The following is a 25,951-nucleotide window of genomic DNA, read 5'->3' as shown; positions in this document are numbered from 1 at the left end:
GGAGCTCATTAAAGTGTGACCCCGCAACCTCCAATACTCGGTTGAAGGTACTAGACAAGAGCCAACGGCGAGAGAAGAGCCGGATGCGCGATGGCAAGATACTCAACCGGACGCGGCCACTCCCATACGGCAGCTGTCGTATTTTTGGCGACGGGATATTGAACTATCTGCCGTGCAGCCGACTGAAACCGCGACATCGGCAATAGGAGTACAGGAGATATTCGAAGTGATCCGTTCTTGGTCCTACGGCAGCTATCGGTTGAATCCACAGCCAAAAGCGGACGTTCCATCCATTCCCACCTTCAACTTAGAAGCGAAAGCCTATTCGAGCGACCAGTCTTTAAGAGCACGCAATATTTCGACGACTATCGGCCTTGTGTATTTCTCACCGGGGTCAGTTTCCGGTGAATCACTACTGCGAATCCATTCGCCTTGATCAAACGCTTGATATAGCGAGAAAGCGGGTTGAGGTAGTTCACTGGTCATGCCGACTTCAACCACGGCATTTATGATCCCGTTCATGACACTGTCGCAAAAGTCAAAATCCAACGATCCCTGCAGATAGTTTTCCGCAACCCAGACGGATAGCTCATTCAGCAAGTCTTGCGGAGCAGCGCCAAATTTATCGCCAATGGTAGAAAGATCATTCAGCGTTAAACCGTCCCCTTCCGCTTTCAACGAAAGCGCCTGAAGTTCACCCTTCGGCAGAAATTTTGGCATGAGTTTCTCCTGCTGCGCGCAAAGGCAGAATTTACATCACGCACATGTAATTTCGGCCAAAGAAATTGCCGCGCAGTGCCGACACGTCGCAAAGGCGATCAATCTCGGACATTTCATGTCCGCTATGGGTCGGTAGCTGCCTGTCAACTTGCACTGCAATACCCGAGAAGCAAACACACGTCCATTGCTTTACTCGTGATGCCACGCGATTCATTCCGAGCTAGTCCGCACATCATGTCGATACCTTTGTCGCACATAGCGCTCATGGTCGGCGTCTGGCCATTAGTGGGGCCCACCGACCATGGTGTGCCAGTCGCGGATCAAGTCGTCCCGAGCACGCAGGCCAGCATTGGGTTTGGTGGCCGACGCGTCCTGAACTAGGCTGGCGAACACTAGTTGGCGACCATCCCTACGTGCCCAGCCGACGAACCACCCGTATGCGTTGACCGGCGTATAAACGCCGTTTTTGCCAGGGGAGCCTGTGCCGGTCTTCCCATAAAGACGCCAGCCACCGGCTTCACTAACCTCGAACAGATTCTCGACCAGGTCGTATGCCGCAGCTTTGACGGGCAATTTCCGGTTGACCACCTTGCGCAGGAAGGCCAGTTGTTCCACCGGAGAGATACGCAGCGACGAAATGATCCAAGCACCGTCAGTACCGTTGTTTTTTCCAGGTTCGCCCGAGACATCTTCGTTCCCATAGCCAAAGGCGGACGTGTAGTGCTGGAAGCGCTCTTGCCCGAGGCTCTTGGCGATTAACTGTGAGTACCAAACCACTGAATACTTGATCCATCGCTCAGGATCCGTGGACTGGCGCCAGGCGTCGCCACCCCAGTCTGGATAGCCAGATTGGTACTGCCAGACCGGCTCGTGCGGGCCCTTCAGAACACCAGCGTCGGCGCCCATCAGGGCGATGGGCAGTTTGAAGGTGGAGGCTGGCGTGTAGCGCGCGGCGCACTCCTGTTGCGCACCCTGCTGAAACACGATTCTGCCATCGTCGGCGTCGGCCACTACGGTGCACAGGGTTGCCGCCTGGGCAGAGATACAGAACAGCGCGGATTGGGAAAATGCTGCGCTGAGGGCAAATAGAGAGAGTCGAAGGGTCATGATTGGTCAAGCGGCATGGGATAGGTGGCGTGCTCGTCGATCTGGATACGGATGACCTGGCAGCGCTCGGCCTCATTCAAGTTGCTGGCGTCGCATAGGTATGCATCCTTGCCTTGCGTGTCGGCATGCGAATGGTGCTGAGATACGGAAGCAAGTTGCTCGTCGTACAAGCAGATTCGAAGAGCTGAAGGATGTTCGTTGTAGGTCGATAGAGACTTGGCGACTCAGCATTAATGCTACCTGGCGTAGTATTGGTTGGCTGTGGGCCTGGATGGCTCATCACGCTAGATAGCGCTTGGCCAGCAAAGTCTCCTCGCGCAGACCTTGGGCGCGTTTCGTCATGCCTAGACGCCCTAGTTCCTCCGCCGCGCGCTCCCGTTCAGCAATGTCCATCATCAGCACCCGATGCACATCAGCCTCGCTCAGTAGAAGTCGCTCGACTTCCGCCGATCCGTCATGGAAAAGATGCTGGATTGTCGCAGCATGCTCAGTCTGGACAGGCGGTGCCTCAGCATTATCAATTGCCGCGATAAGCGTCCGAATGACCTTCACCTCTAAGGCGCGCCTAAGCAGCATGGCAATCTGAAGATCGGCTCGCAGTCGATCCTTCATCTTCTTTGCAGCATCTACCTGGGTACCAACGCTCTCGGGACTGCGATTCATATTGCGAGACCTGAATTTGCTCCATATAGTTACCGATATTACACAGGAAAGGTAATAATAGGGAGTATCCAGAGAGTGAACGCTAGCCTTGTTACCGTCGAGCAGGCCGCCGAGCATTTGAATCTGCACCCCAAGACAGTGCTGCGCTACATTCGCGACGGTCGCCTTCCAGCGACTCGCGTTGGAAAGTCTTACCGCATTGTCCGCTCCGAACTGGATGCCTTTGCTGGCGTCGCAAGCGACGAGTCCGGCACTGCGGCAGCATTGCTGCGGGCGACATGCATCGTTGACATCTCTGATATCTCCGTGGACGACGCAGCGCACTTAGCTACCTTCGTCCAATCCGCCGCCTTGGCCAGGCCTGCCGGCGCAGCACCACTGCAACTTCAAACTGCATTCGATCCACAGACCCGGAGCATGAAGGTCGTAGTCATTGGAGATCCTTCAAGCTCGGCAAAGCTCTTAGAGATGCTGCAGCTTCATATGGATAATCGCAAATGAACGACGTGGTTTATCGGAGCGCGGAAGCGGCCGCGGCGGTTGAGGCACAATACCGACGAGTCTTGAATCAGTGGCCGGTTCCAAAGACCGAGTTGCAAATATCTACTCGTCAGGGCTCAACCTTTGTTGTGGTCTGCGGGCCGGAAACCGCGCCCCCTGTCGTGCTGCTGCACGGATCAATGGCTAACTCGGCTGCATGGATAACCGATGTAGCGTTGTGGTCTACGAAGTTCAGATTGTTCGCAATTGACATGATCGGCGAAGCCGGCCTCAGCGCAAGAGTCCGACCCGATCTTGCCAGCGACGCCCATGCGCTGTGGCTCGACGATGTGCTGCAGGGACTGGGCTTGGTGTCAGGGCACGAGCGCATCGCTTTCGTTGGTACATCGCTCGGCGGATGGTTAGCGCTCGACTATGCCAGCAGACGGCCGGCCACTGTTGGCTCGCTGGCACTGATGTGTCCCTCTGGAATCGGCCGACAGAAGAGTCTTCTTCTGACGATCTTGCCGCTTCTCCTGTTTGGCTCTTGGGGCAAACGGCGAATATGGGAACTGATTTTCGGGCCGGCGCCTAGGGTCTTGTCCCGAGAAATGCAGCCACTCGTGCAACTCATGGAAATCGTGGGACGGGCCGCCAAGCCTCGGTTGATCCGTATTCCACAGCTAACGGACGTTCAACTGAAAGAACTCGACATGCCAATCCTGACGATCATCGGCGGACGCGATGTGTTGCTGGACTCGCGAGAGACGAAAAGCAGGTTGCAGCGGACAGTTCCAAAGGCTGAAATCCGGTTCATCGAAGCGGGCCATCACTTCATCCCAGGCCAGGCGCCAAACATTCTGGAGTTTCTGGAAAGGAACGTGCTGCCATCTTAGGAGAGATGACTGATTGAAATGGTAGGTCAGCGACACTGTGCGGTATGGGGTGTTTTGTCAGAAGCCACGGGACTCAGGGAGTAATCCTAGATTGGTGCTCTTGAGCAGCATTACCCGACCGCCAAGTCGGCTATGGGTCGGTAACGGCCCTACGTCACAGGCAGAAATCGGCCAAAAGCGGACCTCAGAGATTCAGGCTACAGACTGATACACACCGCTTGGGTTTCTGTTGCTGCCTCAGAAAGGTCTGAATACACTGCCCACCATGATCCGTCGCCTTCGATTGCTCATCGTCTTACTGCTCAGCCTCACGCTTCCTCTCACGGGGATGGCGGGAGTCGAGGCGCCAACTGAACCCTGCCCGATGCAAAGCATGGGCATGGGCCAGATGGCGGGTATGGATCAGGACTGCTGCCAGGATTTGGGCAAGATGACCCAGCATGGCAAGAAGGACTGCAAGAGTGGGCAGGAATGCAAGACCAGCAGCCTGTTGCAGGTCAGCGTCCTGAAAGCTGCCCATCCCGTCGCCACTCCCCCGCGGCCTTCGCCGTACACCGATGTAGTTCTCAGCCAGGCTCCTGCAGACCACTGGCGACCTCCCTGCGCCTGATTCCTCTCTCGACCTGAACCCTGCCCGCGGCCCTGAAGGCTGCCGGGTGGATTGCGCTCATGCGCTGGTTTTCCAGAGGAATCCTCATCGTGACTCACGTCCGACTCCATTCCGGCTGGCTGCTGCTCGCGCTGCTGCCGGGCTGGTCGGCACAGGCTGCGTCCCTGTCACTGGACGACGCCCTACTGCTGGCTGAACGCAACGCTCCTTCCCTGCTCGCACAGAACGAGAAAATCTCGGCGGCGAGAAGCGCCGCCATCCCCGCCGGAGAGCTGCCCGATCCCAAGCTCAATCTTGGTCTGCAGAACGTCCCCATCGAGGGTGACGAGCGCTGGAGCACCCAGCGCGACAACATGTCCATGCAGGTGGTCGGCCTGATGCAGGAGATGCCCAACGGCGACAAGCGCAAGGCCCGCGTCGAGACCGCCCAGGCCGCCATCGAACGCGCCGATGCCGAAGCTGGCGTGGAACGCCTGAAGGTCCGTAGTGCCTCGGCCCAGGCCTGGATCGCGACCTATACGCTGCAACGCAAGCTGGCGATGTTCGACGACTTTTACCGCGAAAACCGCCTGCTCGACGCCACCGTCCGCGCACGTCTGGCCGGGGGGAGCGCAAGCACAGTCGATGCGGTAGCTCCGCGTCAGGAGGCCGCGCTGCTGGACGAGCAGAAAGACGACCTGCTGCGCCAGGAAGCCCAGGCACGGGCGGCGCTCAAACGCTGGATTGGCCAGGATGCTTCCCAGGAGCTGAGCGGCGACTTCCCGCACTGGTCCATCGACGCCTCCCACTCGCTGCAACAGTTGCACCAGCACCCCGAGCTTGCCGCCTACGGTCCGATGACCCGCGAGGCCGAAGCCCTGGTGCGCGAGGCCGTGGCCGAGAAGAAACCGGACTGGAGCTGGGAAGTGGATTACCAGCGCCGTGGCCGCGAGTTCGGCGACATGATGACGTTGGAGGTTAGTTTCGACTTGCCGCTGTTCACCGGCACCCGCCAGGACCCGAAGATTGCCGCGCGACGTGCCCAGGTGCGCCAGCTGGAAGCCGAGCGAGAGGCGCTGGCCCGCGAACACGAGCAGGCGCTGGAGGGCGACTTGGCCGAATACCGCCGGCTACAACGCGCCGTCGAGCGCAGCACCGGCACCTTGGTACCGCTGGCCGAGGAGAAGGTACGCCTGGCCACCGCCGCCTACCGATCAGCCAAGACCGGTCTCGACAAAGTAGTCAGTGCTCGCCAGCAACTGGTCGAGGCCCGGCTCAAACAGATCGACCTGCAAGGCTCTCTTGCACAGGTCGCCGCGCGTCTCTACTTCACCTATGAGGAGGGACGCGCATGAGCCGTTTCCCCTGGAACACCGCCGCGCTATTGATCTTCGCAGTGGCCGTCGGCGGCGCTGGCGGCTACTGGCTCGCCCGGAAGGCTCAGGCGCAGGCCCCGCTGCCCTCAGCCACCCCGGAGCGCAAGCCGCTGTACTGGTACGACCCGATGGTCCCGCAGCAGCACTTCGATGCGCCGGGCAAGTCGCCCTTCATGGACATGCAGTTGGTGCCCAAGTACGCCGATGCTGCCAATGCCGCCGAGAGTGTACCGGCGGTGCGCATCGAGCCCGGCATCCAGCAGAACCTCGGCGTGCGCCTGGCCAGCGTCACCCGCGGCACGCTCAACCGCACGCTGCAGGTCACTGGCGTGCTGGCCTTCAATGATCGTGATGTGGCTGTGCTGCAGGCGCGCGCCGGCGGCTTCGTCGAGCGTACCTACTCGCTTGCGCCGGGCGACGTGGTGAGCGCCGGAGCTCCAATGGTCGATGTGCTTGTGCCAGAGTGGGCGGCGGCGCAGGAAGAGTTCATCGCCTTGCGCCATTCGGGCGAACCGGCGCTACTGGCGGCGGCGCGACAACGCCTGCTGCTGGCCGGCATGCCAAACGGACTCGTGCAACAGATCGAGCGCAGCGGCAGAGTCCAACCTGTAACTACCCTGAATGCGCCTATTGCCGGAGTCATCCGTGAGCTGGAGGTGCGCCCCGGCATGACACTGGCCGTTGGCGCCCCCCTGGCCAGGATCAACGGCCTGGGGCGTGTCTGGCTGGAGGCCGCTGTGCCGGAGGTGCAAGCCGCAGGACTCAAGGTCGGCCAGTCGGTCGATGCCCGTCTGCCGGCGCTGCCGGGCCATCCGGTGACCGGCACCCTGACCAGCATCCTCCCGGAGAACGACCAGCAGAGCCGCACCTTGCGCTTGCGCATCGAGCTGCCCAACCCGGACGGACAACTGCGCCCCGGCATGACCGCGCAGGTCAGCCTCGACCTGACCGGCCAGAGCGATGTGCTGCAGATCCCCAGCGAAGCGGTGATCCGCACCGGCAAGCGCAATCTTGTGATGCTGGCGGAAGACCAGGGCCGTTTCCGTCCGGTGGAAGTGCGTCTCGGCCAGGAGAACGGTGGGCTGGTGGCCGTACTTCAAGGTCTGGAGGAAGGCCAGCGGGTGGTCGCTTCCGGGCAGTTCCTGATCGACTCGGAAGCCAGCCTGAAAGGCATCGAAGCGCGCACGGCAGAAGAGCCGGCGGCAAAGATGACGATGCCTGCTGTGCATGAAGCGGATGGCCGCATCGTGGAGATCACTGCACAGGGTCTGACCATCAGCCACGGCCCGTTCAGCACCCTGGGCATGCCCGGCATGACCATGACCTTTGCACTCGCTCGCCCTGAACTGGCAGCCGGCCTGAAGCCTGGCGATCGCATTCGCTTCGGTGTCAGCCAGGGAGATGCAGGGCTGGTAATAGAGCAGGTCCGCAAGCAGGAGCAACAGCCATGATCGCGAAGCTCATACGCTGGTCGGTGGCCAATCGTTTCCTGGTACTGCTGGCTACCCTGTTCATTGTCGCCTGGGGTGTCTGGTCGCTACGCAGTACACCGGTCGATGCCCTACCAGACGTTTCCGATGTCCAGGTCATCATCCGCACCAGCTATCCGGGACAGGCACCGCAGATCGTCGAGAACCAGGTCACCTACCCGCTGGCCACCACCATGCTGTCGGTGCCCGGCGCGAAGACCGTGCGCGGCTTTTCCTCCTTTGGCGACAGCTTCGTCTACGTGCTGTTCGAGGATGGCACTGACCTCTACTGGGCGCGCTCGCGGGTGCTGGAGTACCTCAACCAGGTGCAGTCGCGCCTGCCGCCCACGGCGAAGACGGCGCTCGGCCCGGACGCCACCGGTGTCGGCTGGATCTACCAGTACGCCCTGGTGGACCGCACGGACCGGCATGATCTCGCCCAGCTGCGCGCCCTGCAGGACTGGTTCCTCAAGTTCGAACTGAAGACGGTGCCTGATGTTGCGGAAGTTGCCACCGTCGGTGGCATGGTCAAGCAGTACCAGGTGCTGCTCGACCCGGTGCGGCTGGCCAGCCTGGGTATTACCCAGAGCCAGGTGATCGAGGCCATCGGCAAGGCCAACCAGGAAACCGGCGGCGGCGTGCTCGAACTGGGCGAGGCGGAGTTCATGGTTCGCGCCTCGGGCTACCTGAAGACCCTCGCGGACTTCCGCGCGATCCCCCTGCGCCTGGCCGCCAACGGCAGCCCGGTGACCCTGGGCGATGTCGCCAGCATCCAGCTCGGCCCGGAAGTGCGCCGGGGCATCGGCGAACTGGACGGCGAAGGCGAAGCGGTTGGCGGAGTGATTGTCCTGCGCAGCGGCAAGAACGCCCGCGAAGCCATCGCACGGGTGAAGGACAAGCTGGAGTCGCTGAAGAAGAGCCTGCCCGAGGGCGTGGAGATCGTCGCCACCTACGACCGCAGCCAGCTGATCGACCGCGCGGTGTCCAACCTCAGCCACAAGTTGATCGAGGAGTTCATCGTCGTCGCGCTGGTTTGCGCGGCCTTCCTCTGGCATTTGCGCTCCTCGCTGGTAGCGATTGTTTCGCTGCCGGTGGGCGTACTCATCGCGCTGATCGTCATGCGTCATCAGGGGATCAATGCCAACATCATGTCCCTGGGCGGCATCGCCATCGCCATCGGCGCGATGGTCGACGCGGCAGTGGTGATGATCGAGAACGCACACAAGCGCATCGAGGCCTGGCACGAGCGCCACCCCGGCACACCGCTGGCCGGTGAACAGCACTGGCGGGTGATGACCGAGGCTGCGGTGGAGGTCGGGCCGGCGCTGTTCTTCAGCCTGCTGATCATCACGCTGTCATTCATTCCGGTATTCACCCTGCAGGCGCAGGAAGGCCGCTTGTTCGGCCCGCTGGCGTTCACCAAGACCTACGCCATGGCAGGCGCCGCTGGGCTTTCCGTGACCCTGGTACCTGTACTGATGGGTTACTGGATTCGCGGACGCCTGCCCTCGGAGCAGCGCAATCCGCTCAATCGCTGGCTGATCCGCATTTACCAGCCTGCCCTGGACGCGGTGCTGCGCCGGCCGCGCACGACGCTGGCAGCAGCGCTGGTGATCTTTCTCACCGGGCTGTGGCCGCTCTCCCACCTGGGCGGAGAGTTCCTGCCGCCCCTGGACGAGGGCGACCTGCTGTACATGCCTTCGGCCCTGCCCGGTCTCTCTGCGCAGAAAGCTTCGGAGCTGCTGCAGAGCACCGACCGCCTGATCCGCAGCGTGCCAGAAGTCGCCAGCGTGTTCGGCAAGGCCGGGCGCGCCGAGTCTGCCACCGACCCGGCGCCGCTGGAGATGTTCGAAACCACCATCCGCTTCAAGCCGAAGGAAGAGTGGCGGCCGGGCATGACCAGCGAAAAACTGGTGGAGGAGCTCGACCGCGCGGTGAAGGTGCCGGGACTGACCAACATCTGGATTCCGCCGATCCGCAACCGCATCGACATGCTCGCCACCGGCATCAAGAGTCCCATCGGGGTGAAGGTTGCTGGCACTGACCTGGCCGAGATCGACCGCGCCACCCAGGCGGTGGAACGGGTTGCCAAGGGGATTCCCGGTGTGAGTTCGGCGCTGGCCGAACGCCTCACCGGAGGTCGCTACATCGACGTCGATATCGACCGCCAGGCGGCGGCCCGCTACGGCATGAACATCGCCGATGTGCAGGCCATCGTCAGCAGCGCCATCGGCGGGGAGAACGTTGGTGAGACGGTGGAAGGCCTCGCCCGCTACCCGATCAACGTGCGCTATCCGCGCGAGTGGCGCGACTCGGTCGATGCGCTGCAGCAGTTGCCGATCTACACCGCCCAGGGTGCCCAAATCACCCTGGGTAGCGTGGCGCGGGTGCGTATCAGCGAAGGTCCGCCGATGCTCAAGAGCGAGAACGCTCGTCTTTCCGGTTGGGTCTACGTCGACGTGCGCGGCCGTGACCTGGCGTCGGTGATGGCGGACCTGCGCCAGGCGGTAGAGCACGAGGTGAAGCTCGCGCCGGGCATGAGCCTGAGCTACTCCGGTCAGTTCGAATACCTGGAGCGCGCCAACGCCCGGCTCAAGCTAGTGGTGCCGGCGACGCTGGCGATCATCTTCGTACTGCTCTACCTGACCTTCAGGCGCTTCGACGAAGCCGTTCTAATCATGGCGACCTTGCCCTTCGCCCTCACCGGCGGCGTGTGGCTGCTGTACCTGATGGGTTTCAACCTGTCGGTAGCCACCGGAGTCGGTTTCATCGCCCTGGCCGGCGTCGCGACGGAGTTCGGCGTGATCATGCTGGTCTACCTGAAGAACGCCTGGTATGAACGCACGGATGACAGCGGCCCAGACGCATTGCTCGCAGCTATCCGCGAAGGCGCAGTACAGCGCGTTCGCCCCAAGGCCATGACGGTGGCCGTTATCGTCGCCGGCCTGCTGCCGATTCTCTGGAGCAGCGGCACGGGCAGCGAAGTGATGAGCCGCATCGCCGTCCCCATGGTCGGCGGCATGATCACCGCGCCGCTCCTTTCACTGCTCGTCATCCCCGCCGCCTATTGGCTGATGCGCCGTCGCCAGTCTCGCGTGGCTATCCAATCCCAATCCGGAGAAATCGCATGAAAAAATCCCTGATCGCCGCCGGCACCGTCCTGCTTGCACTGTCCTTTGTCGCCAGCGCTGAGGACATGCCCGGCATGAAGATGGATGGCATGAACATGGACGGCATGAACGCGGAACGCTCGAAGACCGCCCCCTCCGCCAGTGCCGAAGGCACCATCAAGGCCATCGACAATGAACGCCACAATGTCACTCTCGCCCACGGCCCGGTGGCGGCTCTGCAATGGCCGCCCATGACCATGGATTTCAAGACCGAGCCGGGCCAACTGGACAATCTGCAGGTCAGCGACAAGGTAGCCTTCGAATTCCTCTATGAAGGAGGGGCGTCGAAGATCGTGAATATCCGGAAGAAGTAATTCTGAGATGGAGGCCCAGTTGGTCGGGTATGTCGACTGGGCTGTCCTTAGGAGCACACGTCCGCTTTGGGTCGGTAGCGGCCCGTGACCATGGTTCGTCCTAGATGAACGATCCCGGCTCATGTGAGACGCGCAATGAACAGCGACGCCAAAAAGTCACAAAGCGACTTAACAGTCTCAATTTGGGCGAAAATAGCCAAGCTCTGATGGCTGCTTACAATGTTCACAAATCGCCCCTGGAGGCCGCGCCACGGGCCACTCCAGCCCCTTGACCACCAAGAAGTCACTGGTTATTTATCTAGGGGTTAGCCGCGCACACAGAGTGGGCGCGGCGGTTACGATTCGCCTGCGGCTGGATGCTATGAGCGAATCTGAATGCTCGCTCAGTGAGCAAACCCTTCTGGAGACCGAATGCAATTCGTACAAGGGCCAACTGGCGAAAACACTCAAATCCGACATATCCGTGGGTACTGGGTAGGACCCGATCGCGATGCCGGATTCGGGTTACGCCTCCCTACTGACCTTCGATCAGTTGGCGATGATGCTGATGTCCATTACGAGGAGTGGGGGATTTGGTACAGCCCTCATCTGCGGCGCTACTACGCCATAACGTATGAGCCTCGCAACTACGACTGGAGCGGAATTCGATTGAAGGCCAGAAGCGCTCACGCAGCTCAGGAGGAACTCGCCAATGTGATGCGTGAAGCGAATGACGCTGTTGCTTACGACCAGTACAAAGACGTTGTCACCAATTAACTAAAGCAATTGAGACCAGGGGCCATCAAGCGGTAACGGCCCCTGCGCTTTGCGCCCCACCTCAGATCCTCGACCTGTAAACCTTTTTTCTCGACTGTAAACTTGGTTAGTTAACAGTCGAGAAAAAAGGTTTACAGGTTCTCTACAACTCCCGTCATTATTGGCTTTCAAGCATTCTAGTGCTGCCCAAAATGCGTCAGCGGTGAGGTCCGGCAACTCAGGTTTTCGGCGCAAGCCACCTCTGCTTAGCGGCCAACCACGTGATCGGTATTTCCATCGATCAAAGCCAACCCAGTCAGAGTGCTGAGCGCTTCCCCACGATGACCTGCGAGGCGTAGCAGCTCACTGATCAGGCGCCGTTGGCATACGACGAACCATGATCATGCTCAGCGCTGCCACCCAAAGCGGACATCCGAACTCGTTCGAAAACGGCGAAATACTAGTCACCCTGCAGGCCGGGCTGTATCCCCAGATGCTGTATGAAGTGCAGAAGATCTATGATCGTGCGGCGATGCTTTTCTGTTTCGATAAGATGCCTTCACATCCCTGCATCTCCTCTCTGCGCTGGCAACGCGGTTAAACTTTGACTCAGCTATATTCTAGGAGTCAAGACTATCGGGCTCTTGAATCTATTCCCTGTAAAGACGCAGTCGACTCACTCCGGTAGAGGCTCATTTTTACTCAACGAAAACGCTCATACATCCCATGGCGTAGCAGTAGTAGTAGCTCGTCGCACTATAGCTCTTGGTTAGCCAATATCCGACTGCTAAGGATAAGCCTCTACAAAGCATTCCTCTCATTCCTAGCCCTACACAACACACAGGCTAAGCGCACGACTCCTTAGTAAATGCGGTCCTTCATACAGCGATCGCGCGAGAAAATTAAAGAAGCTCTACTGGATGCCGATAGGCAGAATACCTGCCTGGAGAAACGCATGACTAGTAAGTTATTTATTTTTTGCATCGCCCCTTTCGCCGCCCTACAAGGCTGCATGTCTACGCCAGTCGAGTCCGACCCTGTTAACATAGCGATGAAGAGCTGCGGCATGGGGTTGAGCTCGCAAGCCGAGTATATGTTCAAAACGGCATTTGCCGTAGCGGACAAGAGTAGCGACGTGGAGTTCACTCAGAGAATGAGCAGAAGCGTCGATATGCAGGAAACTGCATTGCTAAAGCAGCTAGGCGACAAGTCCGTAGAAAGTACTAAGGCGATCCTCGCGGAAATCAAGGATGTTCGCGAGTGCGTTATATTGCAGAGCTCACAACTCCGTCCGGCGTCTCGAACAGAATTATTGGAGCGCTGCCGTGAAGATATACAACAAAGGATTTCGCCGCCTGGAAGCATAAAATACGGCACGCTTAGGTTGTGGAGCCAACAAAGAAATGATCCCAGGTACCAGAGGGACATGCCGATAATGATAGGCCACTTTGATAATGGCGGAGCGGGTTTTACGGTGAAGGCTCAATGCGATATACGTGGAGGAAAACTACAAGAGGTAATCGACCTCGATCCGTCTGAGTGAGAGTGTTCCACGTAAATACAGTACCGGCAGCGCCTGACAGGCCAACGTTCTAGATGCGAAAATCTCTCGTAACTTTGGCTGCCCTCATTTTCTGCTGAGTATCCAGGTCTGCTTAATTCGTAGGAAAGGACCGAGAAGATGGTCTTCATCCAATAGCCGGTGCCACCGAGGGATGACCATGGTACGTCCTACTAAGGACGAATCATGGTCAAATTAACAGCAGAAATCAGCCAATTGCAGTTATTCATCCCCCATCCACCTCTTAAGCTGAGATGCGTCAGCCGCACGATCGTCGTATATGGTTCTACTTGCCTAATTTTCGCATGAACACGGCCACCCTCAGTGAAACTCTGTATGTCTTCACGCTATCGAAACGCCCCCCAGTTGAACATTCATTAGGGAAGCTCTGAAGAAGACTTCGCAAGCTGGTGAAATACACCGTCGCCGTTGCCCGAGTTTCCCGATGAAGCAGAATGCCGAGTACGCTGGCAATCGCAAGCAGACCCGCCAGGAGATGGCTGCTGAGGAATGCTCGCGGCGGCAAAAAAACAGAAATGAACGGCTGATCTGGCCGCTTTTTGATTGGTCGCTTTCAAAATCGGCAGGCGCTGAAGTCGGTCGGTCAGGCATTCATGACTACTTCAGACCATCCTTAGGGCATAGGCTTTTTCATTAGCATCAACCTGATGAACGAGCAATACGTCTCCCGATTGCTTTTCTCGGCGCCAATAGCAAGGCTGAAACAAGCCATTATCCCTAATCCGATAAGGCAATATGGCCAAGCAGCATGGCATGCACGGACTTCGTTCCGTGTGCTCGCATGCAAGCGCTACCAGCGCAACAAGTGCCGTTTTTTAGCGCGTAGCCAATGCGCTTTTGCTGCCTAGAGCCTGATTCGAAAGAAGGGCTACGAATTCATAACATGCTGACGGCATGACAGGGGTTACCCTGCCGAGAACATCGACGCAGGACATCTTCGATTGTGTAGCCCCTGTCCGTCACCTTATTAAATGCACGGAAAAATGGCGCCATGATCACGACCCATGCGGTCAAGACGCGCTGCTTATAAACGCTCAAATACTGCGGAAAGGGAAGATTGTTTCAAGATATGACAAAGCACATTGGCTAGAAGCCGCGATTTTGAAGGCCTGTCCATTCATACAGGGTGGAAATAAAACCAGCTCACAGTTTGCGCACAAGTTATCCACAGCCTGGGTACCTTGCTTTGTCAAAAGCACCCCACTACCTTGTATCTCAGCCCAGCAGAAATCCCATATCTTGTGTTTTTGATGGGCACGCTGCGGAGTCATAAGGCAGCGGCTATGCGTGCAAAGTTTGGTCGCCGAGCACGCATAGCCGCCTTCCCTGACCCAATGCGGACATTGGCGGGACGCGCATTAGAGAGAAATCCGACTCTGGGTGTCAATCAACCGGGTTGGTTTTCCGCTGAAGGGTCGCTCCTGCCTACTTGATCCAACGTAGATACAGGAGCACCTCATCGTGCCGAAAAATACGAAGCAAACATCGTCCCAGGTAGCCAGTCTGGCTTCCAAAATCCTCCGCAGCGACAGCTCCTCGGCCATTCAGAAAGAACTGGCGGGATCGGCTATGTCGCAAGCATCTAGCAGTAAGCAAACCGGCGCGGACATGGAGGCCAAGGCCGGCCGTGTGCTGGATAGCGGTAAGTACAACGCCACAACCAAGACCCTCGCGGCCTCGGTACTCGCCCAATCGAACAAAGAGCGGGGTGAATGACATGCCCCAGTATTACGTGAACCGCAACGCCCAGGCTAATGGTGATCATGAGGTGCACACCAGCTCCTGCGTCTTTTTGCCAGCGCCACACAACCGCCTTGATCTCGGCTACCACACAACCTGCATGACCGCAGTACGTCAGGCACGCAATACCTATCCGCAGTCGAATGGATGTCGGACTTGCTCGTCGGTCTGCCACACCCAGTAGGCCTTCGATTGAACTCCTTGGGGCAGCCGAAACGCTGCCCCCTTTTGAAGGAGAGTGAATTCCTTTGCTGCATCGATAGGACGGTCAAATCGAATGATTCAATATCACGAATATAGTTTGCTCGGCGGGGTCAATCGGACATTGATTGGGCGATACCCAACGACAATGGCGAGCGCTATTTGTGGTATTGCAGTTTTTTTGCTTTCGCCGAGGATTTGGCGAAGAGATACAATCTGCCTGTACATCTTCCACCAACTGCCCTCTCATTGCTGGGAGCAGGTTTAGTTTTAATCTGCCATATACCCTTTTAATAAAACGGCTTGGAAATAGCCACGGGTGGTATTCGACCATATAAAGCTATGCATTCCATTAACCATTTAGCACCTTGGAGCCATATGATCCATCGTAGTCCGGAAGAATCCATAGCAGCTGAGTATTTTGCTCAGGCAAATGGAGCAGCTTCCTTTCTTCTCGTATCCCTCGGATACGCGGCCTTAAAATCGAATCACCCTGAGCCCTTTGCATGGTTTTCGTTATTCATATCCTTGATATGGCTTTTTTCAATTGGAGGCCCATATAGAGGAATCCTGAGATACTACTTACCTAAAGGCGCTTCAGCGGCAAGACACATATCTATCGCCTGGCGATTAAAAACATTCATAATAGCTCTGGGATTCATATTAGCCGTTGCCCTAGGAATGACGACTGATGATATATATTTATTCCTAGGCTACAGCATTGACTAAAAGCTTCTTAAAGACCACTCGCTTCGCTCATTTCGAGCGAAGCATATTACCAACATGGTTATACCTAAAATTTAAAAAGTAAATAGCGAATTCAGTGCTGCCTGGGCCTGCGAGCGTCGAAAGATCAGCCGTGAAGATCACCGTCATTCCCGTCTTCGAGCAGACCAAGCTCAGCTCGTTGAAAAGATCGAGATCTTCTCCACGTAGTCCCTGCCATTCAACCAAATACCTGAACGAGCAGTATTTCTCGAGCGTCTTCAGGCGTTTGCGATACCGCCCTTCCAGCCAAGTGGAGGCAGCTCGCCCAACAGACATTTAGCTGCGAGCCCTTCTTCAGTGACGGCTCGACGTCGACCAATCTCCCAGCAGTGAATCAAGCCCTTGTCTTCCTGCAACCAGGCTTCTTCACGCGTGAGATTGGGGCGTAAAGGCTCTTCTATCGATCGCTTGAGCCGTTCCATCTGCAGACAATCCTTGTTTAACAGGTTCGCTACAGGGCCTCTCGACCCAGTCGTGCAGCGACCTTCCGAGCACTTTCAACATCGAGATAGGTTGAAGCGTATGAAGAGGCGAGCAGGTCTGGAGGAAGCACCCAGTCCCATTTCTCGCACATCATGTTTTGCACGTCAGATAGCAGCTCCGGGAGCGGCGGAACAGGTGCCTCGCCTATGAGACGCAAGGCCTCTTGGACACGCCCCATGCTGCCATCAACCTCAAGCACCAGCCCTGCTCTCTCGCATTTCAAACCTTGCCGTTCGAGCAGTATTGCCAGTGCGTCATTCGTCCAATCGCCATGCCAAGTAAACACCGCGGTTTCGGCACCAGCATCAACCAGTCCACGACTCGCAAGTCCGAGATCACTGAAGCAACGGCGCGCTTCGCCCAAAAGGAGCTGCCCCGTCGTATCCACGAACGGACAGGAAGCTTCTTCGCTTAGGAGTTGCTTCATCTCTTGGCGAACATGGTCGTGGACGCGCGAGCCAATACCGTCAAATACGGGAGGCGCGCCGCCTGGTGATGGCCGTACAACCACCACCTTCGCGTTTGCGTCGACATCAGTCACTTGCCATCTGCGTCCCGCAAAAATGATGCGTTGCTCAACAGTCAGCGGACGGGAGACAGGCAAAGACCCAAGCGCCTTACCGTCACAAATGAGCCGAAACTCCTCATCACTGATAAAGGCACTGTAGAAGTCATAGTGATTGATGAACCGCTCTCCTGACTCTCCAGGTAGGAGCAGGCCAGAGGACTCTTGGATGACGAGATCGTGTTCACCCATCGCCCGCAGCAGCATCAGGAAGTCGGGCTGAGCGACCGTCGAGAATGGCCCGGTAGCAACGAGACTGCGCCAGAGCTCACCTGCTGTTGCCCCTCCACGTTGAGCAATGATCGACAGGATCTGCTGAACGAGAGTTGAGTAATGGCAGCCCTGCACCTTTGGAGGCTCAAACCAGTTAGCTATTAGCAGACGTATCATCGCGACGCTCTGCACTAGCCCCTGGCGCAACCGATCAGACAGTGACGAGTCATCGCTCAATGAGCGTTCTTTGCAGTAGCTACGAAGGATGGCTGACTCGCCCTGCCGACGCCCTGAGCGGCCTAGTCGTTGACGCAGGCTTGCCACGCTCGGTGGCGATCCAATTTGCCCGACAGTGCGAATGCTCCCGATATCGATACCCAGTTCAAGGGTCGTGGTGCACACCGCCGTTGCCGGGAGATTGCCAGCCTTCAGGGCCTTCTCGGTCACCTCTCGGACATCCTTGGAGAGATTGCCATGGTGGGGCCAAAACTCGTTCGGAACCCCGTCACTTTCGCACAGCCGGCGCAACTGGTCGGCATACCACTCAACTTTTCCGCGGCTGTTGGGGAAGACGAGGTTGTTGCTCCCTCGGAGTACTTGGTACAAGTGCGCAGCGATTGCCTGCTCTACGCCCGAGTCATCGTCCTGCTGTGTCTCTTCACTATTTGCTGTCTCTTGCCGCGAGAGCGCCTCAACGTACCCTCTGACCTGAACCTTAAGCACCTGCCCAGAAGTCTTTGATTCGATGATCTCAACACCCTGCTCTTTTCCAGGGCGCAGGAAAGAAGATGCCAATGCCATGTCGCCCAACGTTGCCGAGAGCCCCACTCGGGGCACGGTTCGCTCCACGACCAGCTCGACCCTATGGAGCAGCGACTGAAGCTGCTTGCCACGCTCGCTTCCGATAAATGCATGCAGCTCATCAACGACTAGGTAGCGCAGGTTGGCGAAAACGCCTGCGAGACCCGTTCCTCGATTCACGAACATCGCCTCGAGTGATTCAGGCGTGATCAAGAGGACGCCGCGTGGATATTTCAAGAAGCGCTGCTTACGACTCGCAGAGATGTCGCCGTGCCAGGCAATGACAGGGATATCCAACTCTTGGCAGAGGGTCTCAAGCCGGCCCCATTGATCATTGATCAGCGCCTTCAAAGGACTGACGTAGATAACAGAGCCTGCAAGGTCATCATGCTTCAGCAGGTTCGTGAGAATCGGAAGGAACGCTGCTTCGGTTTTACCTGCCGCAGTTGAAGCTGCAATGATCACATCGCGATCGGCGTTCAGAAGCGCCGGAATAGCTCGCTCCTGGGCATCTCGCAGTGACGTCCATCCCTCTCGCCAGACCCAACGTTGAATCGCTGGGTCTAGCAGACCGAAGCCGGCAGAGTCAGAGTTTGAAGGTGGCAAGCTCATCGTCGGGGTCTACCTGGGTATCAGTTGCACCACCATCGTCAGTAGCCACCTCAATCGCACCGAGAAGGCTTCTCCAATCCGCACCAGGATTCTGCTCGAGTACGGCAAGCAGATTGATGAACGCTGTGATCGTCGTCCGCGGCGTACGGAAATAAGCGTCGCCGAGCCTCTGATTGCAGTGAGCCATGAACGCGGGCAGAGCCTCGTCAGGCAGCAAATATCGCGACTGCTCACCTCCAGCGTAAACATGCCTCAGTTTCTGCAGCAGAACGTAGAAGTCCTCTGGCGACAGACTGGCCAACCGGATCACCGGCCCCGAAAGGTCGACCAGGCCGGACTTCGCGAAGGAGTTCTCGGCCAGGCGCGACTGCAGCGCAGGGTAGCTGTAGAGCCCGCGCCGAGTGTCCATGAGGAATTCTGGCGTGCCGCCCAGTACGAACCCAAGACCTTCTGCAGCACCCTGGAGGGAGTCGTTCAAGATCCGCAGGATTTGCTCATAGTTGGCGTTGCGCGCTTGCGTGTTCGAGAGCTTGTAGAGGTTCACAAGCTCATCAAGGCAGACCATCAAACCGCTGAAACCCGCAAGCCTGACAAAGCGAGACAGCAGCTTGAGTTGATCGTAAACGGAGGCATCATCAATGATCGTGCGAACACCCAATGCAGCACGGGCATCTGTCTTCGTAGTGAATTCACCACGCAGCCAGCGAATGGCATCTGCCTTCAGTTGCTCGTTCCCTTCCTCAAAGCCCTTGCAGTACGCTGCGATCACATCGGCGAAGTCATAACCGTTCACCATTTCGGTGAGCTCGTCGAGATGCGCGCGAATGACCTCCTCGCTGCTCTTGCCCGACGCTTTAGCTTCAGTCTTGGCTTGGGCGATGAACTTCTCAACGATGCCTTGAAGTGCTCCGCCATCAGGCTTCGTGCGTGTGGACATGTTCTTGGCGAGCTCCGCGTACAACGAACGCGCCTGCCCCCCGGTCGCGTGCAGTCGCCGATCTGGATTCAGGTCGGCGTGCATCGTCACGAGCTTGCGCTCCATTGCAATGGCGCGAACCAGGTTCAGGAAGAACGTTTTGCCCGCACCGTACTCCCCGATGACAACTCGGAATGCAGAGCCACCATCTGATAGTCGCTCGACATCACGGATCAGTGACTCAAGCTCACCAACACGCCCTACCTGGATAAGATGCTGGCCAACCCTGGGCACCACACCCGCCCGAAGAGACTGAATTACTGCGTCACGATCCTTAGCTCTGATTGTGCTCATACAGTTAGCTGTTCCCTGATCTCTGGATTGATTTCGACAGGCTCCTCACCTTCGGTGACTGGCATGTCAAACAAGTCAAATGCAGCGTCATTGACGTGCTCTAGAGCACCATCAAGCATCAGCCCCATGTCCGCGGCCGCAGCTTCAAGTTCGTCTCGACTCCATTCGCTGCGCGAGACAAGCAAGCGAAGGAATGCAGAGTGCTCGGCGTCGAGGTTCCAAAGACTTGTATCGCCCGAAGACTCCTCCTCCACCGTAGGTTCCTCGGGCTCGACAACTTGCTCATCGACGAACACCTGAGCGAGGAGCTTGGAGACTTGCTCCGTCTCCTTCTGCAGCGCAGCAATTCGATCCTGGTCGAGGACGAAACCACCGCCTGCTGTCGGCGCCGGCGCAGCTACTTGAGGCGACGGTGCCGCAGACGGAGCACTACCAGGCTGGCTGCTTGCTGCGATATGCAAGTCGCTATAGAGCAGCTGGGCATCTAGCTGCAAAGATTTATAGACACGCTCGAGCAGCTTCACCTCCGCCGGACTCACTTCTCCATCGGCTTGAGCTAGGTGCGCCAGAAACGCAACAATTGCTCGTTTCGCCGACGGGTCTAAAGGATCCAGGCGTTTCTTGAGGCTCTGCAGAGTCGGCGGCTGATTCAATTGGAGGCGCAGGTGCGCTTTCAGACGCTTGCGATGGGCGCTGCTCAAGTGACTCCAGGAGTCGACGTGACGCGAGAGCAACATGATCTCTTGAGGCGACGTTTCGCCATCAGCAGCGGCAACAGCACAGGCAAGATCGAGGGTTACCGATGCAGCACCGTACGCAGGAGACGATCGCAGGTCACCATCCTCAGGCTGCGTAGCAAACAGCGCGATCGAGTCCTCTGACTTGGGAATTCGGCTCCCCGCGAGAACGTCGGGTTGCAGGCCTATGTGCAAAGACTCAAGCGCTCTCGCAAACGCCAAGACTTTGTCCCTTGAAAGTGCGCCCGCGCTCTTCAGGCGGCCAGACAACTCGCCAAAACTCATGACGAGCAGTCCATCACCAATTCGCTCTTTTAGCGACTCAAGCTCCGCACGGGTGGTCTCCGGCCACAACGCTATCGGAAGCTGAAGTACGCCCTCCAGCGCATCAGGAGAGTCGGGATTACGCCCCAGGTACCGACTGTAAGAATCCAGTTCCGCAGTGCACTCGTCAGTGATCTTCTGCAGCTTATTTCGAGGGCCACTCACCGCAGTCACGTCGGGAAGATTTTCGGTACCGGGTACTTTCAACGGCTGCAACGAGCCGGATGCCGGCCGGTACTCGACCTTCACTCGCGTCTTGTTCTGAGGCAGAACGATCCCAGCACCATGGGCCTCCTCGTACCTCATCTTGAACAGCTTGGCGAACTCCGCCTGGCAACGAGTAGCCGGCGTGCGTAGACCAATGTTGACGTCAGAGAGTACCCAAGCGAGAGCCCATTCCGCGGGCACCGGCTGCATGTCCATCGCTAGCTGCCCCAGCCCCACCCTGAGCTCCATAGCCATGTCGTAAGACGACCGATCTGCCTCAGGAGGCTCCTCCAGGTATCGCTTCTCTCGGAAGCCTTCCGTCGCAAGGAATTCCAAGAACCTTCGGGCATAGCCTTGGAACGAGTAGTTGTCGTGGTAGATCGCCCGTAGCCGCTCAACTTCAGCAATGATTGCTGGTACTTCTGCTGCCGCTTCCGGATCGCTTTTCGCATCAACGAGCGCGCGCCGCTCCAGTCCATAGAAGAAGATGAAAACGTAGCCAATGTTCGCGTGTGGCGCCTTCCTACCGCTGGACAACCACTGCAGATATGCACGCCTCGCCTCCGGAGAGAGGCTGTCGTATCTCGGCCAGTAATAGGTCAGGCGCTCGGCGATATCGACGATTCGACGGGCTACAGGAAGGCTTGGGTCGATCATCGACGGCTCAGTCTCGCCGTATGACAGGCCGGTGGTTGTTCCCAGGTAGAACATCCCTTCAGCGATCTTTTCGCCCGCAATTTCGATCGCTTCGCCTGCCGGCACCCAATGGGGCTCTATGTCCTCGAACTCTGCTGGCCGATCAGGAATCTGGTACGACGATGGCTTGCTAGACCCAATCGATATCGTAAAGAAGTGCGATAGGTCTTTCTCGGGCGGCGCCGGCGAACTAACCCGTGCGGGGGCAGAAGCAGCTTGAACGACACTAGGAGGCGCCTCAGAAGTAGGTGCTTCGACCTTCTGGGTTTCGTTCTTAGTGCTCTCGGCCACTGCAGCTGATGAAGGCTCGGCTGACTCAGACTCATCAAGCGACAGAGTAAAAAACGCCGACAGGTCGATTTCAGTACGCGGAGCTACTGGCACCTTCTTAGCTGCAGGGGTTGGCTTCGCGACACGAGGGGCTGCTGCTACGGGAGTAGGAGGCTTAGTTGGCTTGGCAGATTTAGAAGGCTTCGCAAGCTTTGCAGGCTTAGTGGACGCGACCTGATCAACCTTGGCTGGAGGGGCGCGATTAGCAAGAGGCTTTGAGTCAGCGACAAGCTTAGCAATCAGCCAAACGATTCCCCCCAACACCAGCGCGATGCCGATGAGAAACCATGCAGTCTTGGGAATCGATGCAACGATCACGACAAAGATGGTGGCTAAAACTAACCCGCCAGATGCGTTCGACTTCATTCCTCTGCGCTTCCTTGCCATGAGCCCAACCCTTCCTAGATTCGATACTGGCAGATCGTTAGTATCAATAATTTAGGCTGAACCGCCAACTATCAGGAGGCGCTCGGCAGCTGTCTCACTCTGTGTCGTTGTGGCGCACAGAGTATCTGTCTCTGCAGCGGGCTAGCTGTTGGCAGGGAAGAAGTTGTTTACGGTGATGTACGGGCCGCTTTATCTGGGCACGTACACCCTCCGAAAATCATCTTCTGCTGTGTAAAGAAGAAGGCCATGCCCACCGAAATGGGCATGGCCTTCTAATTAGCGCTGCGGCGCGCGGCGGCAGTGCTGGCGGACGTGCTCGCATTGGCTTCAGGCGATCCAGGAGTACATCTTCAAACAAGCGCTGAATCACCGGCAGATGATCAACTGCCTGGATCGGCTATCGGCTCTGCGCACAATGATGGCAACATGCCACTAAATAAAGGATTAATGGAATGCGATGTTCGCCGTCGGGCGCAGTCGGATGCCGTACGCATACAAAAAAGGAATGTATGGTTTCGATTCAGGTGGGTGGTGAGGACAAGAGCGCAGAGATCACCAATTGGTCGATCTGGAGCGATAAACACGAAGGTCTGCAACTGAGGTGTTCGTATATAAAAAAGGGCAAGGTCGCACACGCACTTGATGACTGCGTTATCTCGCCCTGCCGTGAGCTGGGCAACATGTTGCTGACCAAGCCCGGTAGCACAATTGTAACGCCCGTCGCCAAGGTGACTATCTACGGCGAACGCTATGCCGTCGTGTTTTATCGAGACTCGAATCAGCCCTACGTCTACAAGATGGACGGTATCGCCTTTACCGCACCGACAGCGATGAAAGACGCGCCGGTCTTTCAATATTTCTCAGCCGTAGCGAATGCCCGACAGGATCGCGCCGAGTCGAAGGATGACCGAGAGATCGCCGCCAATATCGTGCGCCAACTGGAAAAGCTGCCCGCCAGTGCCGACACCGCGTTACAGGCCTATTGCACAGGGCGCATCGGCAAGCTGACGCCGGGCCAGGGGCTGATCTATCCATTCGGGTTGAACGAGAGTCAGCTCGCGGCGGTCGAGCAAGCCTTCCACGCGCAGGTCAGCGTGATCGAGGGCCCACCGGGGACCGGTAAGACCCAGACCATCCTCAACATCCTCGCCAATATCCTGCTGAATAGGCAGACGGTGGCGGTGCTATCCAACAACAATGCGGCGGTGGAAAACGTCTACGAAAAGCTGGAAAAATGCGGACTTGGCTACCTGATCGCCAAACTCGGCAACGAGGGCAATCGCAAAGACTTCTTCGCTGACTTGCCACCTTGGCCATCGTGCGAGCCTGAGCCCGCGCCGACGCTGGATGAAATTCAAGCCTTACTGACCCGCTTACGGCAGCACTTGCACGACCACAATCGAGCGGCACAACTGCAAGTCGAGCTCGATGAGCTAACCATCGAGCGACGCTACCTGCAGCAGTGGCAGGCAGATAACGGTATACAGGCTGCCAACTCGCTGGACAAATACGGCTTATCGCCTAGCAAGACCGCGGACCTGATGGCCTACCTGGCTCATCTCGGAGAGCAGCGAATCCGCCTGAAGGATCGCATCGAGCTACTGTTCAACTTCAAGATTTTCCGCACCAAACCATTCGCCCAAGGTAATGCGCGCCTGTCTGTCTTTCATGACCTGCAAATACACTACTACGACAAGGCGTTGCGAGACACGGAAGCGGAGCTACAGGCGTGCCGCGAATCGTTGGAGCGCGGTAACTTCACGGCCTTGCTGGATGAGTTGAAAACGGCATCAATGCGTCATCTCAAGCAGCAATTACAACGCCAGGCGCCACCGTCGGACAGCTTCGATGCCAAGACGTACCGTCAACGGTTCGATGCCTTCGTTCAGCGCTTTCCGATCCTGGGCAGTGGCACGCACTCCATCGTCAATTCGATCGCGCCGGGCGCAATCCTCGACTACGTGATCATCGACGAAGCTTCGCTGCAGGACATCGTGCCGGGGATTCTAGCGATGGGCTGCGCGAGGAATCTAATCGTCGTCGGCGACAACCGTCAGTTGGCGCACATTCCCGTGGCATTGGGCCTGCCGGCGCCCGCCGAAGCCTACGATTGCGAGCGCTACAGCCTGCTCGATTCGTGCATCAACGTGTTCAAGGATGCGCTGCCCAGAACGCTGCTGAAAGAGCATTACCGCTGCCATCCCAGGATCATTCAGTTCTGCAACCAGCAGTTCTATAACAACGCGTTGGTGGCGATGACCGAGGACAAAGGCGAGTCGCCACTGCGCCTGGTGGTGACCGCCAAGGGCAATCACACCCGCAAGAACATCAATCTGCGAGAGCTGGACTCCCTGCTTAAGCTACTCGAGAGCGAGGGGGAGCCGGCAGGGCTGGACGGCGACGGCCGCGGCTTCATTGCACCGTTCCGGGCACAGGCCAACCTCTCCGACAAGCACCTGCCACCGGATTTCGTCAGGGACACCGTGCATAAGTTCCAGGGGCGAGAGTGCGACGAGATCGTTTTCTCCACCGTATTGGACAAGAAACGCTACAACCAAGCGCGTAGACGCCTGGATTTCGTCGATGACCCACGCATGATCAACGTGGCCGTGTCGCGGGCCAAGCACCATTTCACCCTAGTGACGGGCGACGGGGTGTTCACCGGCAACAACGGCCACATCGCGGCCCTGATGCGCTACATCACCTATTACGCGCCGGAGGAGCAGATCGTACGCGCCCCCGTGGTATCGGCATTCGATTTGCTGTACCGGGAGTTTGACCTGTCCCTGGCGCGCCTAGAGGCCCGCCTGCGGCCTGAAGATTCCCGCTACAAGTCCGAGCAGATCGTGGCGCAACTGCTGCGCGATGCACTGTCCGCCCCGGCGTGCCACTCACTGATGTACCACTCGGAGATAAAGCTGGATCAGATCGCATCGCCAAGTAACCAGGATTGGACAGACCGCGAGCGGGCCTTCATGGCACGCGCCCGTTGCGATTTCGTGATCTATTTCAAGGTTGGCAAGACCCCGGTGGGGGTGATTGAGGTCGATGGCGGGTCCCACGACCGTCCCGACCAGGCGGCGCGGGACGCCTTGAAGAACGGCATCCTAGAGAAAAGCGGTATTCCCATTTTGCGCCTGCGCACGGTCGAGAGCCGCATTGAGGAAAGAATTGATGACTTCATCGCCCAGTGGGCCAGCCCAGCGTCCGGCGCGTAAGGCAGGACCGACTAGTCTAGGCCTGGCTGGTGTCGACGCCGAAACCACGGGCCTTGACCAGACGAGCCACCATGCAGCGCCATGACGTCTTGCTGAGCAACCAGCGAAACAGATCGCTGTCACGAAATTGTCCCGGGCAACTCTTCGAACCGGTCGAGTGCTTGGACATGTGAGTAAAGGGGAAGGATCTATTTCTCTACTTTGATCTTCCACTTCTGGCCGATTTCTGCAGGCTCCAACAGGCAGCTCTTGAGCGATAGCCGCCGGTGACTGTGGTTCGTCTAGATAGAACGAACCA

The 25,951-nt window shown here is 57.8% G+C and carries 19 protein-coding genes and 1 pseudogene; 13 read left to right on the top strand and 7 right to left on the bottom strand.

Annotated features, from left to right (window positions below; all coding sequences use genetic code 11):
* Nucleotides 1-321: 321 nt before the first annotated feature.
* The 3 genes from AC1ZV1_RS06485 to AC1ZV1_RS06475 all read right to left on the bottom strand — a co-directional run bounded on the left by AC1ZV1_RS06485 (nucleotide 322) and on the right by AC1ZV1_RS06475 (nucleotide 2,490).
* Complete coding sequence (locus AC1ZV1_RS06485; RefSeq protein WP_416773989.1) at nucleotides 322-720, bottom strand: hypothetical protein; 399 nt, start codon at nucleotides 718-720, stop codon at nucleotides 322-324.
* Between the two features lie 282 nt (nucleotides 721-1,002).
* Nucleotides 1,003-1,827, bottom strand: coding sequence for a class D beta-lactamase (gene blaOXA, locus AC1ZV1_RS06480; RefSeq protein ID WP_416773990.1), 825 nt, complete (start codon nucleotides 1,825-1,827; stop codon nucleotides 1,003-1,005).
* 279 nt (nucleotides 1,828-2,106) lie between these two features.
* The gene (locus AC1ZV1_RS06475; RefSeq protein WP_416773991.1) at nucleotides 2,107-2,490 is read right to left on the bottom strand and encodes a hypothetical protein; all 384 of its coding nucleotides are present in this window, start codon (nucleotides 2,488-2,490) and stop codon (nucleotides 2,107-2,109) included.
* Nucleotides 2,491-2,565: 75 nt separating this feature from the next.
* Between AC1ZV1_RS06475 and AC1ZV1_RS06470 the strand changes: the two genes are divergently transcribed.
* The 12 genes from AC1ZV1_RS06470 (at nucleotide 2,566) to AC1ZV1_RS06415 (ending at nucleotide 14,817) form a co-directional block, all read left to right on the top strand.
* Entirely contained in the window at nucleotides 2,566-2,991 is a 426-nt protein-coding gene (locus AC1ZV1_RS06470) for a helix-turn-helix domain-containing protein (protein ID WP_138526783.1), read from the top strand.
* Complete coding sequence (locus tag AC1ZV1_RS06465; RefSeq protein WP_484296009.1) at nucleotides 2,988-3,866, top strand: alpha/beta fold hydrolase; 879 nt, start codon at nucleotides 2,988-2,990, stop codon at nucleotides 3,864-3,866. Before AC1ZV1_RS06470 ends, AC1ZV1_RS06465 begins: the two co-directional genes overlap by 4 nt.
* A gap of 265 nt (nucleotides 3,867-4,131) precedes the next feature.
* Nucleotides 4,132-4,476: a hypothetical protein gene (locus tag AC1ZV1_RS06460; protein ID WP_484296008.1), complete on the top strand. Its 345-nt coding sequence runs from the start codon at nucleotides 4,132-4,134 to the stop codon at nucleotides 4,474-4,476.
* 59 nt (nucleotides 4,477-4,535) lie between these two features.
* The gene (locus AC1ZV1_RS06455; protein ID WP_484296007.1) at nucleotides 4,536-5,810 is read left to right on the top strand and encodes a TolC family protein; all 1,275 of its coding nucleotides are present in this window, start codon (nucleotides 4,536-4,538) and stop codon (nucleotides 5,808-5,810) included.
* Nucleotides 5,807-7,282 carry an efflux RND transporter periplasmic adaptor subunit gene (locus tag AC1ZV1_RS06450; protein ID WP_484296006.1) on the top strand — a complete coding sequence of 492 codons (1,476 nt, stop codon included), beginning with the start codon at nucleotides 5,807-5,809 and terminating at the stop codon, nucleotides 7,280-7,282. Before AC1ZV1_RS06455 ends, AC1ZV1_RS06450 begins: the two co-directional genes overlap by 4 nt.
* Nucleotides 7,279-10,431 (top strand): efflux RND transporter permease subunit, encoded by a 3,153-nt coding sequence (locus tag AC1ZV1_RS06445; RefSeq protein ID WP_484296005.1) that lies wholly within the window; start codon nucleotides 7,279-7,281, stop codon nucleotides 10,429-10,431. The genes AC1ZV1_RS06450 and AC1ZV1_RS06445 overlap by 4 nt, the downstream gene beginning before the upstream one ends.
* Nucleotides 10,428-10,784 (top strand): copper-binding protein, encoded by a 357-nt coding sequence (locus tag AC1ZV1_RS06440; protein WP_484296004.1) that lies wholly within the window; start codon nucleotides 10,428-10,430, stop codon nucleotides 10,782-10,784. The genes AC1ZV1_RS06445 and AC1ZV1_RS06440 overlap by 4 nt, the downstream gene beginning before the upstream one ends.
* Nucleotides 10,785-11,195: 411 nt before the next feature.
* Entirely contained in the window at nucleotides 11,196-11,540 is a 345-nt protein-coding gene (locus tag AC1ZV1_RS06435; protein ID WP_484296003.1) for a hypothetical protein, read from the top strand.
* A gap of 376 nt (nucleotides 11,541-11,916) precedes the next feature.
* Nucleotides 11,917-12,120, top strand: a complete 204-nt coding sequence (locus tag AC1ZV1_RS06430; protein ID WP_484296002.1) for a hypothetical protein — start codon at nucleotides 11,917-11,919, stop codon at nucleotides 12,118-12,120.
* A gap of 354 nt (nucleotides 12,121-12,474) precedes the next feature.
* The gene (locus tag AC1ZV1_RS06425) at nucleotides 12,475-13,062 is read left to right on the top strand and encodes a hypothetical protein (RefSeq protein ID WP_484296001.1); all 588 of its coding nucleotides are present in this window, start codon (nucleotides 12,475-12,477) and stop codon (nucleotides 13,060-13,062) included.
* A 463-nt stretch (nucleotides 13,063-13,525) separates the two neighbouring features.
* Nucleotides 13,526-13,738, top strand: coding sequence for a hypothetical protein (locus tag AC1ZV1_RS06420; protein ID WP_484296000.1), 213 nt, complete (start codon nucleotides 13,526-13,528; stop codon nucleotides 13,736-13,738).
* Between the two features lie 824 nt (nucleotides 13,739-14,562).
* Entirely contained in the window at nucleotides 14,563-14,817 is a 255-nt protein-coding gene (locus AC1ZV1_RS06415) for a hypothetical protein (RefSeq protein ID WP_484295999.1), read from the top strand.
* Nucleotides 14,818-15,798: 981 nt separating this feature from the next.
* Here the strand turns inward: AC1ZV1_RS06415 and AC1ZV1_RS06410 are convergent.
* From AC1ZV1_RS06410 to AC1ZV1_RS06395, 4 genes and pseudogenes are all read right to left on the bottom strand, one after another.
* Nucleotides 15,799-16,232, bottom strand: a pseudogene (locus tag AC1ZV1_RS06410) (hypothetical protein).
* Between the two features lie 29 nt (nucleotides 16,233-16,261).
* A complete protein-coding gene (locus tag AC1ZV1_RS06405; RefSeq protein ID WP_484295998.1) occupies nucleotides 16,262-18,484 on the bottom strand; it encodes a DEAD/DEAH box helicase in 2,223 nt (740 codons plus the stop codon).
* Nucleotides 18,459-19,754 carry an ATP-binding protein gene (locus AC1ZV1_RS06400; RefSeq protein ID WP_484295997.1) on the bottom strand — a complete coding sequence of 432 codons (1,296 nt, stop codon included), beginning with the start codon at nucleotides 19,752-19,754 and terminating at the stop codon, nucleotides 18,459-18,461. Before AC1ZV1_RS06400 ends, AC1ZV1_RS06405 begins: the two co-directional genes overlap by 26 nt.
* Complete coding sequence (locus tag AC1ZV1_RS06395) at nucleotides 19,751-22,414, bottom strand: tellurite resistance TerB family protein (RefSeq protein WP_484295996.1); 2,664 nt, start codon at nucleotides 22,412-22,414, stop codon at nucleotides 19,751-19,753. The genes AC1ZV1_RS06400 and AC1ZV1_RS06395 overlap by 4 nt, the downstream gene beginning before the upstream one ends.
* A 530-nt stretch (nucleotides 22,415-22,944) precedes the next feature.
* On the opposite strand from AC1ZV1_RS06395, the gene AC1ZV1_RS06390 reads away from it, so the two are divergent.
* Nucleotides 22,945-25,653, top strand: a complete 2,709-nt coding sequence (locus AC1ZV1_RS06390) for an AAA domain-containing protein (RefSeq protein ID WP_484295995.1) — start codon at nucleotides 22,945-22,947, stop codon at nucleotides 25,651-25,653.
* Nucleotides 25,654-25,951: the final 298 nt, after the last annotated feature.

The sequence above is a fragment of the Pseudomonas sp. BB438 genome, assembly GCF_057180225.1.
Note: the sequence above shows the minus strand (reverse complement) of the source record. Positions and strands in the feature narration are given on the sequence as shown.

What these genes read in the sequence shown, in the direction of transcription:
- AC1ZV1_RS06475 (WP_416773991.1), bottom strand. Translation starts at nt 2,490, where the DNA reads ATGAATCGCAGTCCCGAGAGCGTTGGTACCCAGGTAGATGCTGCAAAG.
- blaOXA (WP_416773990.1), bottom strand. Translation starts at nt 1,827, where the DNA reads ATGACCCTTCGACTCTCTCTATTTGCCCTCAGCGCAGCATTTTCCCAA.
- AC1ZV1_RS06465 (WP_484296009.1), top strand. Translation starts at nt 2,988, where the DNA reads ATGAACGACGTGGTTTATCGGAGCGCGGAAGCGGCCGCGGCGGTTGAG.
- AC1ZV1_RS06430 (WP_484296002.1), top strand. Translation starts at nt 11,917, where the DNA reads ATGATCATGCTCAGCGCTGCCACCCAAAGCGGACATCCGAACTCGTTC.
- AC1ZV1_RS06390 (WP_484295995.1), top strand. Translation starts at nt 22,945, where the DNA reads ATGGTTTCGATTCAGGTGGGTGGTGAGGACAAGAGCGCAGAGATCACC.
- AC1ZV1_RS06425 (WP_484296001.1), top strand. Translation starts at nt 12,475, where the DNA reads ATGACTAGTAAGTTATTTATTTTTTGCATCGCCCCTTTCGCCGCCCTA.
- AC1ZV1_RS06395 (WP_484295996.1), bottom strand. Translation starts at nt 22,414, where the DNA reads ATGAAGTCGAACGCATCTGGCGGGTTAGTTTTAGCCACCATCTTTGTC.
- AC1ZV1_RS06435 (WP_484296003.1), top strand. Translation starts at nt 11,196, where the DNA reads ATGCAATTCGTACAAGGGCCAACTGGCGAAAACACTCAAATCCGACAT.
- AC1ZV1_RS06485 (WP_416773989.1), bottom strand. Translation starts at nt 720, where the DNA reads ATGCCAAAATTTCTGCCGAAGGGTGAACTTCAGGCGCTTTCGTTGAAA.
- AC1ZV1_RS06450 (WP_484296006.1), top strand. Translation starts at nt 5,807, where the DNA reads ATGAGCCGTTTCCCCTGGAACACCGCCGCGCTATTGATCTTCGCAGTG.
- AC1ZV1_RS06445 (WP_484296005.1), top strand. Translation starts at nt 7,279, where the DNA reads ATGATCGCGAAGCTCATACGCTGGTCGGTGGCCAATCGTTTCCTGGTA.
- AC1ZV1_RS06400 (WP_484295997.1), bottom strand. Translation starts at nt 19,754, where the DNA reads ATGAGCACAATCAGAGCTAAGGATCGTGACGCAGTAATTCAGTCTCTT.
- AC1ZV1_RS06420 (WP_484296000.1), top strand. Translation starts at nt 13,526, where the DNA reads ATGAAGCAGAATGCCGAGTACGCTGGCAATCGCAAGCAGACCCGCCAG.
- AC1ZV1_RS06440 (WP_484296004.1), top strand. Translation starts at nt 10,428, where the DNA reads ATGAAAAAATCCCTGATCGCCGCCGGCACCGTCCTGCTTGCACTGTCC.
- AC1ZV1_RS06455 (WP_484296007.1), top strand. Translation starts at nt 4,536, where the DNA reads ATGCGCTGGTTTTCCAGAGGAATCCTCATCGTGACTCACGTCCGACTC.
- AC1ZV1_RS06460 (WP_484296008.1), top strand. Translation starts at nt 4,132, where the DNA reads ATGATCCGTCGCCTTCGATTGCTCATCGTCTTACTGCTCAGCCTCACG.
- AC1ZV1_RS06405 (WP_484295998.1), bottom strand. Translation starts at nt 18,484, where the DNA reads ATGAGCTTGCCACCTTCAAACTCTGACTCTGCCGGCTTCGGTCTGCTA.